The sequence below is a fragment of the Aromatoleum anaerobium genome (genome assembly GCF_012910705.2).
Taxonomy (GTDB): domain Bacteria; phylum Pseudomonadota; class Gammaproteobacteria; order Burkholderiales; family Rhodocyclaceae; genus Aromatoleum; species Aromatoleum anaerobium.
Genome location: NZ_WTVG02000038.1, coordinates 208682 through 221522, shown reverse-complemented (window position 1 = coordinate 221522; position 12841 = coordinate 208682). Strand labels below are relative to the sequence as shown.

General features: G+C 66.1%; 9 protein-coding genes. 6 read left to right on the top strand and 3 right to left on the bottom strand.

Translation table 11 applies throughout. The features are described from left to right. Entirely contained in the window at nucleotides 1–672 is a 672-nt protein-coding gene (locus tag GO606_RS09985; protein WP_169117392.1) for a GntR family transcriptional regulator, read from the bottom strand. A 348-nt stretch (nucleotides 673–1020) separates the two neighbouring features. Between GO606_RS09985 and scpA the strand changes: the two genes are divergently transcribed. From scpA to GO606_RS09960, 5 genes are all read left to right on the top strand, one after another. Further along, nucleotides 1021–3201: a methylmalonyl-CoA mutase gene (scpA, locus tag GO606_RS09980; RefSeq protein ID WP_169117393.1), complete on the top strand. Its 2181-nt coding sequence runs from the start codon at nucleotides 1021–1023 to the stop codon at nucleotides 3199–3201. 175 nt (nucleotides 3202–3376) lie between these two features. After that, nucleotides 3377–4405 carry a methylmalonyl Co-A mutase-associated GTPase MeaB gene (gene meaB / locus GO606_RS09975; protein WP_169117394.1) on the top strand — a complete coding sequence of 343 codons (1029 nt, stop codon included), beginning with the start codon at nucleotides 3377–3379 and terminating at the stop codon, nucleotides 4403–4405. Between the two features lie 94 nt (nucleotides 4406–4499). After that, nucleotides 4500–6032, top strand: a complete 1533-nt coding sequence (locus tag GO606_RS09970) for an acyl-CoA carboxylase subunit beta (protein ID WP_169117395.1) — start codon at nucleotides 4500–4502, stop codon at nucleotides 6030–6032. 22 nt (nucleotides 6033–6054) lie between these two features. Then, nucleotides 6055–8043, top strand: a complete 1989-nt coding sequence (gene accC / locus GO606_RS09965) for an acetyl-CoA carboxylase biotin carboxylase subunit (RefSeq protein WP_169117396.1) — start codon at nucleotides 6055–6057, stop codon at nucleotides 8041–8043. Between the two features lie 455 nt (nucleotides 8044–8498). Then, nucleotides 8499–9887, top strand: coding sequence for a KamA family radical SAM protein (locus GO606_RS09960; RefSeq protein ID WP_169117397.1), 1389 nt, complete (start codon nucleotides 8499–8501; stop codon nucleotides 9885–9887). An 89-nt stretch (nucleotides 9888–9976) separates the two neighbouring features. On the opposite strand, the gene GO606_RS09955 is transcribed toward GO606_RS09960, so the two are convergent. Both GO606_RS09955 and GO606_RS09950 read right to left on the bottom strand, forming a co-directional pair. After that, nucleotides 9977–10453: a VOC family protein gene (locus GO606_RS09955; protein ID WP_169117398.1), complete on the bottom strand. Its 477-nt coding sequence runs from the start codon at nucleotides 10451–10453 to the stop codon at nucleotides 9977–9979. 126 nt (nucleotides 10454–10579) lie between these two features. Next, nucleotides 10580–11407 carry an AraC family transcriptional regulator gene (locus GO606_RS09950; RefSeq protein ID WP_169117399.1) on the bottom strand — a complete coding sequence of 276 codons (828 nt, stop codon included), beginning with the start codon at nucleotides 11405–11407 and terminating at the stop codon, nucleotides 10580–10582. Nucleotides 11408–11525: 118 nt separating this feature from the next. Between GO606_RS09950 and GO606_RS09945 the strand changes: the two genes are divergently transcribed. After that, complete coding sequence (locus tag GO606_RS09945; RefSeq protein WP_169117400.1) at nucleotides 11526–12764, top strand: CynX/NimT family MFS transporter; 1239 nt, start codon at nucleotides 11526–11528, stop codon at nucleotides 12762–12764. The last annotated feature ends 77 nt before the right edge of the window (nucleotides 12765–12841 follow it).

Sequence of the window (12841 nt, the reverse complement as noted above, 5' to 3'; positions counted from 1 at the left end):
TCAGGCGACCTTGTTGCGGGCTTTCGCGATCCGTGCGAGGGCCGCGCGCCCGCTGTCGATATGAGCGCGCATCAGCAGTTCCGCCCGCTGCGCATCGCGTTCAGCGAGCGCGGCGAGGATGCTGCGGTGCTCGGCAAGCGATTGTTCGAGCCGGCCTTCGCTGAACAGCGAATGGTGGCGCGACAACTTGATGACCTTGCGCAAGTCCTCGATGACCTGCAGCAGCCAGCGATTGTCGGTGATCTTCTGCAGCGCCTGGTGGAAAGCCTGGTTGGCTTCGAAATAACCGTCGATGTCACCGCTGCCGGCGGCTTTTTCCAGTTTTTCGTGGATTTTCCGCAGCCGTTCGAGGTCGGCGTCCGTCGCCTTGCGGGCGGTGATATGCGCGCACTGACCTTCGAGCAGCGCCATGACGCTGAATATCTCATCGAGATCGCGCTCCGAAATCTCGGTCACGTAGCAGCCGCGGCGCGGCTTGAGCGTGACGAGTCCCTCGGACGCGAGCACTTTCAGCGCCTCGCGCAGCGGGGTGCGCGAGATGCCGTAGTCGTCGGCCAACGCCTGCTCGTCGATCCACGTGCCGGGCGCGAGATCATGCGAGTAAATGCGCTGGCGCAGCCGCTCGGCGACCTCCTGGTAGAGGGCGAGCGGGGCGATGCGGGTGGCGGTCATTGGCGTTTCACTGCTCAGGGTTGTCGCGTTCCGGAGACGACGTTTCCGGAGTTGCATTCATAATTATGGATAAAGTATTATTCGCCGGTCGGCACAAGTCAACTTCCGGTGCGCGGCGTAGGATGGGAGTGCCACGGGTTCGGCAACGCGCCGAGCCCGGGCGAAGGAAGGGAGAGCGCTACGCCGCAAACAGGAGCGTCGACGGCCGCCTGCGGCATTGGTCCGCGGGCGGTCTCGTCGTCGCCGGCATCGTTGTTCAGCCGGTTCAGCCGGGTTTCGACCCGGTTCGTGTTTCACCGAATATCGCACGGCCGCCCTTGGTGGCCCTGAATCAGAGAGGGTTTTGTCATGTCGAACGCCAAGATGCCGGCCTACCCCGAGCCGGATTTGGATGCCTGGAAGAAGGCCGCGGCGAAGCACGCGCCCGACGGCGACATCGAAAAGCTGAACTGGATCACCCCCGAGGGGATCGCGGTGAAGCCGCTGTATACGAAGGCCGACATCGCCGACCTGCCGCACACCGACACGCTGCCGGGCTTCGAGCCTTTCCTGCGCGGGCCGCAGCCGACGATGTACGCGGTCAAGCCGTGGACGATCCGCCAGTACGCGGGCTTCTCGACCGCCGAGGAATCCAACGCGTTCTACCGCAAGGCGCTTGCCGCGGGCGGCCAAGGGGTGTCGGTCGCGTTCGATCTGGCGACGCACCGCGGCTACGACTCCGACCATCCGCGCGTGACCGGCGACGTCGGCAAGGCCGGGGTCGCGATCGACTCGGTCGAAGACATGAAGATCCTCTTCGACAGCATCCCGCTCGACAAGGTGTCGGTGTCGATGACGATGAACGGCGCGGTGCTGCCGATCCTCGCCGGCTACATCGTCGCCGCCGAAGAGCAGGGCGTCAGCCAGGACAAGCTCTCCGGGACCATCCAGAACGACATCCTCAAGGAGTTCATGGTCCGCAACACCTATATCTACCCGCCGACGCCGTCGATGAAGATCATCGCCGACATCTTCGGCTACACCGCGCAGCACATGCCGAAGTTCAACTCGATCTCGATCTCCGGCTATCACATCCAGGAAGCGGGCGCGAACCAAGCGATCGAACTGGCGTTCACGCTCGCCGACGGTCTGGAATACGTGCGCACCGGCATCAACAGCGGCATGGACGTCGATGCGTTCGCCGGCCGGCTGTCGTTCTTCTGGGCGGTCGGGATGAACTTCTATCTCGAAGTCGCGAAGATGCGCGCCGCGCGCCTGCTGTGGTGGCGGATCATGAAGGGCTTCAACCCGAAGAGCGCGAAGTCGATGATGCTGCGCACGCACTCGCAGACTTCGGGCTGGTCGCTGACCGAGCAGGACCCGTACAACAACGTCGTGCGCACGACGATCGAGGCGATGGCGGCGGTGTTCGGCGGCACGCAGTCGCTGCACACGAACGCGCTCGACGAAGCGATCGCGCTGCCGACCGAGTTCTCGGCACGCATCGCGCGCAACACGCAGATCATCATCCAGGAAGAAACGCACATCTGTAACGTCGTCGACCCGTGGGCGGGCTCCTACATGATGGAGAAGCTGACCCAGGACATGGCCGACACCGCGTGGAGCCTGATCGAGGAGATCGAGGCGATGGGCGGCATGACGAAAGCCGTCGAGTCGGGCTGGGCGAAGATGAAAGTCGAGGAATGTGCCGCCGAGAAGCAGGCGCGCATCGACTCGGGCAAGGACGTCATCGTCGGCGTGAACAAGTACAAGCTCGCGAAGGAAGACGCGATCGAGATCCTCGACATCGACAACCACGCGGTGCGCGATTCTCAGATCGCGCGGCTGAAGCAGATCCGCGCGACGCGCGACGCGGCCGCCGTGAAAGCCGCGCTCGACGCGCTGACCGCGTGCGCGGAAGCCGGGCAGAACGGCAGCCGCGAAGGCAACCTGCTCGACCTCGCGGTGAAGGCGGTGCGCGTGCGTGCGACGGTCGGCGAAGTGTCCGACGCGCTGGAGAAGGTGTTCGGCCGCTACCGCGCGAACCCGCAGGCGGTGTCCGGCGTGTATGGCGCCGTCGTCGAGAACGACGCCGACTGGAAGGCGCTGAAAGCCGACATCGAGGCCTTCGTCGCCGAGGAAGGCCGCCGCCCGCGCATCATGATCGCGAAGCTCGGCCAGGACGGCCACGACCGCGGCGCGAAAGTCGTCGCGTCGGCGTTCGCCGACCTCGGCTTCGACATCGACATCGGCCCGCTCTTCCAGACGCCGGAAGAGGCGGCGCGCCACGCGGTCGAGAACGACGTGCATGCGATCGGCTGCTCGAGCCTCGCCGCCGGCCACAAGACGCTGGTGCCGGAGATCATCGACGGGCTGAAGAAGCTCGGCGCCGACGACATCGTCGTCTTCGTCGGCGGCGTGATCCCGGCGCAGGACTACGACGGGCTGTACGCGGCCGGCGCGAAGGGGATCTTCGGGCCCGGCACGCCGATCCAGACTGCGGCGCGCGAAGTGCTGAAGCAGATCCGCGCGGCGCGCGTCAAGGCGTGATTACGGGCGTAGGGCGGAAAAGCGTAGCGCCTTCCGCCAGCGGTATGACATGCGGCGAAAGGCGCCTTCGGCTTTTCCGCCCTACGAGAGTTACGAGAGTTACGAGAGCTACGAGAGCTACGAGAGCTGTTGCCCCGGCGGAACCGTCCCGCGAAGTGATGCACCGGATGTATCGATGCCGATGAACAAATCCGAACGCCTGCCGGAATCCAGGGCCGATTTCGTGCCCGAGCTCGACGCCGCCGACCGCGCCTTGGTCGACGGCGTGCTGGCCGGCCAACTGCGCCCGCTGGCGAAGACGATCACGCTGATCGAGTCGTCGCGCGAGGACCACCAGGCGCGCGCGCACAAGGTCATGGAGGCGCTGCTGCCGGCGAGCGGCAATGCGCTGCGCGTCGGCATCTCCGGCGTGCCCGGCGTCGGCAAGTCGACGTTCATCGAGGCGCTCGGGCTGTACCTCATCGAACAGGGGCATCGCGTCGCGGTGCTCGCGGTCGATCCGTCGTCGTCGGTGACCGGCGGCTCGATCCTCGGCGACAAGACGCGCATGGAGCTGCTGTCGCAGCGCACCGAAGCGTATATCCGTCCGAGCCCGTCGGCCGGTTCGCTCGGCGGGGTCGCGGCGAAGACGCGCGAGACGATGCTCGTGTGCGAGGCGGCGGGCTTCGACGTGATCATCGTCGAGACGGTCGGCGTCGGCCAGTCGGAGACCGCGGTCGCCGGCATGACCGACATCTTCTGCCTGCTGCAGCTGCCCAACGCCGGCGACGACCTGCAGGCGATCAAGAAGGGGATCATGGAGATCGCCGACCTGATCGTCATCAACAAGGCCGACATCGATCCGCGCGCGGCGCAGCTCGCGAAGTCGCAGATGAAAAGCGCGCTGATGATGTTCCGTCACGCGTCGCCGCACTGGACGCCGCCGGTGCTGACGCTGTCGGCGCTGCAGAAGGACGGCGTCGCCGGGTTCTGGGACGAAGTGAAGCGCTACCGGGACACGCTGGTGCCGACCGGAGAGTTCGACGCGAAGCGCCGGCACCAGGCGCTGGCGTGGATGTGGGAAATGATCGACAGCGGGCTGCGCAGCCGCTTTCGCGACCACCCGCGAGTGCGCGCCGACCTCGCGCCGCTGCAGGCCGCAGTCGAGCAGGGCACGACGACGCCGGCGGCCGCGGCGGCCAGGCTGCTGGGATATCTGAGCTGAGTTGAACTGACCTGAGCTGAACTGACCTGAGCTGGACCGATTTCGACTGCCGTCATGCTTCGCGCGGCGGCAGGACTCACAAGGAGGTTTTTCAATGCACGACATCATCCGCCAGCTGGACGAAAAGCGCGCGGCAGCCCGTCTCGGCGGCGGCCAGAAGCGCATCGACGCCCAGCACGCGAAGGGCAAGCTCACCGCGCGCGAGCGCATCGAGCTGCTGCTCGACGAGGACAGCTTCGAAGAGTGGGACATGTTCAAGGAGCACCGCTGCACGGACTTCGGCATGGGCGCCGAAGCCGTGCCGGGCGACGGCGTCGTGACCGGCTACGGCACTGTCAATGGCCGGCTGGTGTTCGTCTTCTCGCAGGACTTCACGGTGTTCGGCGGCTCGCTGTCGGAGACCCATGCGCAGAAGATCTGCAAGGTCATGGACCACGCGATGAAGGTCGGCGCGCCGGTGATCGGGCTCAATGACTCGGGCGGCGCGCGCATCCAGGAAGGTGTCGATTCGCTGGGCGGCTACGCCGATGTGTTCCAGCGCAACGTCATGGCCTCCGGCGTCGTGCCGCAGATCTCGTTGATCATGGGGCCATGCGCCGGCGGCGCGGTGTATTCGCCGGCGATGACCGACTTCATTTTCATGGTCAAGGATTCGTCGTACATGTTCGTCACCGGCCCTGAAGTGGTGAAGACCGTCACGCACGAGGAAGTGACCGCCGAGGAGCTCGGCGGCGCGGTGACGCACACGACGAAGAGCGGCGTTGCCGACCTCGCCTTCGAGGACGACGTCGATGCGCTCGCCGGCTTGCGTCGCTTCATCGACTTCCTGCCGCTGTCGAACCGCGAAAAGCCGCCGGTCAGGCCGACCGCGGACCCGGCCGACCGCCTCGACGAGTCGCTCGACACGCTCGTGCCGGCGAACGCGAACCAGCCGTACGACATGAAGGAGCTGATCGCGAAGGTCGTCGACGAGGGCGACTTCTTCGAACTGCAGCCCGACTACGCGAAGAACATCCTGATCGGCTTCGGCCGCATGGAAGGCCAGACAGTCGGCATCGTCGCGAACCAGCCGCTGGTGCTCGCCGGTTGCCTCGACATCAAGAGCTCGATCAAGGCGGCGCGCTTCGTGCGCTTCTGCGACGCGTTCAACATCCCGGTGGTGACTTTCGTCGATGTCCCCGGCTTCATGCCCGGCACCAGCCAGGAGTACGGCGGCATCATCAAGCATGGCGCGAAGCTGCTGTACGCGTACGCTGAATGCACCGTGCCGAAGATCACCCTGATCACGCGCAAGGCCTACGGCGGTGCCTACGACGTCATGAGCTCGAAGCACCTGCGCGGCGACGTGAACCTCGCGTGGCCGACCGCCGAGATTGCGGTGATGGGGCCGAAGGGCGCGGTCGAGATCATTTTCCGCGAAGAAAAGAACGACCCGACGAAAATCTCCGCGCGCGAAGCCGAGTACAAGGAGAAGTTCGCCAACCCGTTCGTCGCGGCGCACCGCGGCTTCATCGATGACGTCATCATGCCGCACAACACGCGCAAGCGGATCTGCCGCTCGCTGGCGATGCTGCGCGACAAGCAGCTCGACAATCCGTGGCGCAAGCACGGCAACATCCCGCTCTGAGCGTCGGGGAGGACTTCAAAACATGTTTAAGAAAATACTCATTGCAAACCGCGGTGAAATCGCCTGCCGCATCATCAAGACCGCCCATAAGATGGGCATCAGGACGGTCGCGGTATATTCCGAGGCCGACCGCGACTCACTGTTCGTCGAGATGGCCGACGAAGGCGTTTGCATCGGGCCGGCGGCGTCGAAAGAGTCGTACCTGGTCATCGACAAGATCATCGCCGCGTGCAAGAAGACCGGCGCCGAAGCGGTGCATCCGGGTTACGGCTTCCTGTCCGAGAACGCGGAGTTTTCGCGCCGGCTGGAGGAAGAAGGCATCGTCTTCATCGGTCCGAAGCACTACTCGGTCGGCCAGATGGGCGACAAGATCGCCTCGAAGAAGCTGGCGAAGGAAGCGAAGGTCAACACGATTCCGGGCTACGCCGACGCGATCGACACCGCCGAGCAGGCGGTCGAGATCGCCAAAGCCATCGGCTATCCGGTGATGATCAAGGCCTCGGCCGGCGGCGGCGGCAAGGGTTTGCGCGTCGCGTTCAACGACCAGGAGTGCTTCGAGGGCTTCACGTCCTGCCGCAACGAAGCCAGGACGGCGTTTGGCGACGACCGCATCCTGATCGAGAAATACGTGCTCGAGCCGCGCCACATCGAGATCCAGGTGCTCGGCGACGCGCACGGCAACGTCGTGTACCTGCACGAGCGCGAGTGCTCGATCCAGCGCCGTCACCAGAAAGTCATCGAAGAGGCACCGAGCCCGTTCCTCGACCCCGCGACGCGCAAGGCCATGGGCGAGCAGGCGGTCGCGCTGGCGAAGGCGGTGAACTACCAGTCGGCGGGCACGGTGGAATTCGTCGTCGGCGCCGACAGGTCGTTCTACTTCTTGGAGATGAACACCCGCCTGCAGGTCGAGCACCCGGTCACCGAGATGATCACCGGGCTCGATCTGGTCGAGCAGATGATCCGCGTCGCCGCCGGCGAGAAACTTTCGTTCAGCCAGGAAGACATCCCGCTCAAGGGCTGGGCGATGGAGTGCCGCATCAACGCCGAAGACCCGTTCCGCGGCTTCCTGCCGTCGACCGGGCGGCTCGTGAAATTCCAGCCGCCGGCGGGCGTAGACGGCCAGGTGCGCGTCGATACCGGCGTCTACGAAGGCGGCGAGATCTCGATGTTCTACGACTCGATGATTGCGAAGCTCATCACGCACGGTGCGAACCGCGACCAGGCGATCGAGCGGATGCGCGACGCGCTGAACGCGTTCGTGATCCGTGGCATCAGTTCGAACATCCCGTTCCAGGCCGCGCTGATGCAGCATCCGCGCTTCGTCTCGGGCAACTTCAACACCGGCTTCATTGCCGAGGAGTACCCGAAGGGTTTCGACGCATCGATGGTGCCGCACGACGACCCGGCGCTGTTCATCGCGGCCGCCGCCGCGCTGCACCGTCGCTTTGAAGACCGCGATGCGCAGATCTCGGGCCAGATGCCCGGGCACGAGCGCGTCGTCGGCGACAAATACACGGTGATGCGCGGCGACGAACGCAGCCTCGTGACGGTCGTGCCGGCGCCCGGCGGTTACGACGTGAAGCTCGGCGGCGAGACGTTCGCCGTGCGCACCGACTGGAAGTTCGGCGACACGCTGATGAACGGCACGCTCAACGGCAAGCCTTTCACGATCCAGGTCGCCCGCACCGGCCTGCGCTATCGTCTGTCGCACAACGGCACGCAGGCGGTGCTGCTGGTGATGAGCGCGCGCTGGGCGGAGCTGCAGGCGCTGATGCCGACCAAGGTGCCGCCTGATCTGTCGCGCTTCCTGCTGTCGCCGATGCCGGGCCTGCTGCGCGAGATCGCGGTACGCGAAGGTCAGGAGGTCAAGGCGGGCGAGAAGCTTGCGGTCATCGAGGCAATGAAGATGGAGAACGTCCTCAAGGCCGAGCAGGACGGCAAGGTCAAGAAGATCGTTGCGACCGCCGGCGCCAGCCTCGCGGTCGACGAGGTGATCGTCGAGTTCGAGTAACACCGGTTCCGTTGCGATAGCCCGGCCGCGCAGTCATCCTGCGTGGCCGGCCTGGGAAATGGGCTCACGAAAGTGAGCCCATTTCCTTTTCCTCCTTTTCCTTTCTCCCGTTTCGGCCTCCCGGCCAAACCCCTCCCGCTGGGGTGATCAGGATCGATGCGGCCGGAGGCATGATCCCCAAGGCGATTCCTTGGCAGCACGCGGCGCACAGTCGTGGCGACCACGGTCGCATCTCAATATTTGCACAAATATAAATTGTGAGATAGTATGGCTGTGCTTCACGAACGCCTGCTGCGTGCCGGCGTTCGTTCCTGAACGGCAGCGGGTCGCTTCACTTCTTCGCGACGTCCTGTACCGCCGCCACAAGACCAACGTTCGACGGACCGTGCATCACCCTTGATCGCCTTCGCGCGGGGGCTGCGCGTGCCGATCCGGAACGAGATCAGGAGACATCCATGACTGCCCAAGTCCAGTCCCTTACCCGCCCGATCAGTTTCAACGCCGCGCGCTTCGACCCGGTGCCGTTCAAGGTCTGCACGCAACACGACCTCGACCAGATCGCGCCGCTGGCGAAGCTCTCGGAGGCGCAGCGCTTCGAGATGAAGGTCGTGTCGTCGGTGCTGCCGTTCCGCGTCAACCAGTACGTCATCGACGAACTGATCGACTGGCGCAACATCCCCGCCGACCCGATGTTCCAGCTGACGTTCCCGCAGCGCGGCATGCTCGCGCCGGAACATTTCGACCGCATCGCCACCTTGCTCAGGCACGGCGCGGACAAGAAGGATGTCGACGCCGCGATCGACGCGGTGCGCCACGAGCTGAACCCGCATCCCGCCGACCAGATGGAAATGAACATGCCGCGCGACGAGCACGGCAAGCGCCTCGACGGCATCCAGCACAAGTACCGCGAGACGGTGCTGTTCTTCCCGAGCCAGGGGCAGACCTGCCACAGCTATTGCACCTTCTGCTTCCGCTGGGCGCAGTTCGTCGGCGACAAGGAGCTGCGCATCGCGTCGTCCGAGGCCGAGACGCTGCACGGCTATCTGCGCCATCACCGCGAAGTCACCGACCTTTTGTTCACCGGCGGCGACCCGATGGTGATGAAAACGCGCCACCTGCGGGACTACCTCGAGCCGCTGCTCAAGCCGGAATTCGACCACATCCAGACGATTCGCATCGGCACCAAGGCGCTGACGTTCTGGCCGCACCGCTTCCTCGGCGCCGATGACGCCGACGAGCTGATCGCGCTGCTCGAACGCGTCACGGAGGCGGGCAAGCACGTCGCGCTGATGACGCATTTCAACCACTGGAAGGAACTCGACACCGAGGCGGTGCAGGCCGCGGTGCGACGGCTGCGCGCTGCCGGCGTCGTGATCCGCGGGCAGGGGCCGCTGGTCGCCCACATCAACGACGATCCCGGCGTGTGGGCGCGGCTGTGGAAGACGCAGGTGCGGCTCGGCATCGTGCCGTACTACATGTTCGTCGAGCGCGACACCGGCGCGCGCAACTACTTCGAAGTGCCGCTCGTGCGCGCCTGGGAGATCTACCGCGAGGCGATGCAGCAGGTATCGGGCCTCGGGCGCACCGCGCGCGGCCCGAGCATGAGCGCGAGCCCCGGCAAGGTCGAGATCCAGGGCGTGACGGAAGTCGCCGGCGAGAAGGTCTTCGTGCTGCGTTTCATCCAGGGGCGCAATCCGGACTGGGTGCAGCGGCCGTTCTTCGCGAAGTTCGACGCGCAGGCGACGTGGCTCGACCACCTGAAGCCGGCGTTCGGCGACGAAAAGTGGTTCTGGGAGGACGAGTACGCGGCGATCCGCGACGACAAGCTGTCGGCCGCCTGCTGAAGGCTGCCTGCGTCGCGGGTCGTACATTCGCCGGCGTTCGGGTCAAACCGAAGGCCGGCGCCGTCTCGTCAAAGCGACGATCCTGCCGGTCAGCCCGCAAGGCGCGCGAATGCGTCGACGACTTCCGGCGGCGCCTGCACCAGTTCGACGAGCACGCCTTCGCCGCCGATCGGGAATTCGTCATTGCCTTTCGGATGCAGGAAAGTGATGTCGAAGCCCGCCGCGCCGCGGCGGATGCCGCCGGGCGCGAACCGCACGCCCTGCGCCGTGAGCCACTCGACCGCGACCGGCAGATCATCGACCCACAGGCCGACGTGGTTGAGCGGCGTCGCGTGCACCGCGGGCTTCTTTTCGGCATCGAGCGGCTGCATCAGGTCGACTTCGACCTTGAACGGCCCCTTGCCCATTGCGCAGATGTCCTCGTCGACGTTCTCGCGCTCGCTGACGAAGTTGCCGGTGACTTCCAGCCCGAGCATGTCCACCCACAGCGTTTTGAGCCGCTCCTTGCTCGGGCCGCCGATGGCGATCTGCTGGATGCCGAGGATCTTGAACGGGCGGTGGGTCATTTGGGGAATCTCCTGAATTCTGCGGTGAAGGGAAACCAAGGGCGGAATTGTAGCGAACGGACGAGCGCGGTGCATGAGCCCCGTACCGGGCCGTCCGGTCCCGCACCGCCGTCCGGCTCCCCCATGTCACGGCCGGGACTCGCTCGCTGCGCGCCGCAGCCGCAGCGATTCCCCGCGTTCGACGAGATAGCGCGCCGGCGGCTTGCCGAGCACTTTCTTGAACATCGTGATGAAGGCGCTGACGGATTCGTAGCCCAGATCCTGCGCGACCACCTGCACCGTCATCCCCGCCGACAGGCGCTGCAGCGCGATGATGATGTGGAGCTGCTGGCGCCAGCGGCCGAAGGTCATACCGGTCTCGCCGACGATCAGGCGCGCCAGCGTGCGCTCGCCGATCGACACGCGCCGTGCCCATTCGGCCATCGTGCTGCGGTCGGACGGATCGTTCATCAGCGCGTCGGCGATGCGGCGCAGGCGCGGCTCGGCCGTGATCGGCAGATGGAGCTGTTCGGCCGGCATCTGCACGAGCTCGTCGAGCAGCACCGCGACGAGGCGGCCGGTCGGGCCGTCGGTCGAATAGCTCCGGGGCAGTTCGGCGAGGCGCTGGATCAGCTCCCGCAGCAGCGGGCTCACCGACAGCGTGCAGCAGCCTGCCGGCAACGCCGCCGCATCGGGCTCGACGAACAGCAGGCAGATGCGGCCATTCAGCGACACCCGGTTGGTGTGCGGCATGCCGCCCGGGATCCACACCGCGCCGTGCGGTGGCACGATCCACAGGCCGGAAGGCACTTCGCACGTCACCGAGCCGCGCGCCGCCAGGACGAGCTGCCCCTTGCGGTGCCGGTGCACCGGCAGCTCGCGGCTGTTGTCGCGGATGTCAACGGTCAGCGCCACGGCCGGGCTGTACAGCTCGTCCGGGTCGAAGCGTGCCAGGCTGTCAAGGAGGTCGGACATGAAGGGAAAGCTCGTGTGGAGGCAGGATCAAGATATTAACCGTCAAGATATCGAGATTCAGATAACCGGCCACCCTCTAGAATCGAATCCATCTCCCCTTCTTCCACGGTGGATTCGCATGAAGCCGCACACCTCCGTCACGCCGCCCGCCGCCCAGGGCCTCCTCATCGTCGGCATCCTGCTGATCGCCGCGAACCTGCGCGCGCCGGTCACCGGCGTCGGCACGGTGCTCGCCGATATCCAGCGCAGCTTCGGTTTCAACGCCACGCAGGCCGGCGTGCTGGCGACGCTGCCGCTGCTCGCGTTCGCGCTCGTCTCGCCGCTCGCCGCCGGCCTCGCGCGCCGGCACGGGCTCGAACGCACGCTGTTCGGGGCGCTGCTGTTGCTGACGACGGGCATCGTCGTCCGCTCGTCCGGCACCGCGTGGGGGCTGTTTGGCGGCACGGTGATACTGGGCAGCGCGATCGCGCTGTGCAATGTCCTGCTGCCGAGCCTGCTGAAGCGGGACTTCGCCGCGAAGGTCTCGACGATGACGTCGCTTTACGCGGTAACGATGAGCGTGAGCGCCGCCTTGTGTTCGGCGGTGATGATTCCGCTGGCCGGCCTGTCGTCGTACGGCTGGACTTTCGCGCTGGGAATCTGGGCCGTTCTTGCCGCGTTCGGTGCGGCGGCGTGGCTGCCGCAGCTGCGCAGCGCGACGCGCCCCGCGCTGCAGGCCGCGGCGTCGCCAGCCATCCCGATATGGCGCTCGCCGCTGGCGTGGCAGGTGACGGCCTTCATGGGGCTCAATTCGTTCGTCTACTACGTCGTCATCAGCTGGCTGCCCGCGATCCTGCAGCACAACGGCTATTCCGCGGCGTCCGCCGGCTCGCTGCACGGGCTGCTGCAGCTCGCCACGGTGGTCCCCGGCGTGCTCGCGGTGCCGCTGATCCATCGCCTGACCGATCAGCGCGCCGCCGCGTTCCTGAGTGCGAGCCTCGCCGTGGTCGGCCTCGCCGGTTTCATCGCGCTGCCGGGCTGGAGCGTCGTGTGGTGCATCGTCTATGGCTTCGGCAGCAGCGCCTGCCTGATCCTCGCGCTGACCTTCATGAGCCTGCGTGCGGGCAGCGTGCACCAGGCAGCGGCGCTGTCGGGCATGGCGCAGGCGGTGGGCTACCTGCTCGCCGCGGTCGGCCCGACCCTCGTCGGCGCGCTCTACGACACCTTCGGCGGCTGGTCCGCCGCGCTGCTGCTGTGCGCGACGATATCCGCAATCCAGGCCGTGTTCGGACTGTACGCCGGCCGCCCGACGCAGATCGGCGCGCTGTCGCCGGGGGCGGTGGAGCCGGCGCCGGAACTGGCGGTGAGGCGGCGCTGATGAGGACTGCTGGTTACAGAGAATGGCTTCGCTGAGAAGAAGCCTTGATCCTTGATTTCAGGGCATCAGTTACTGAC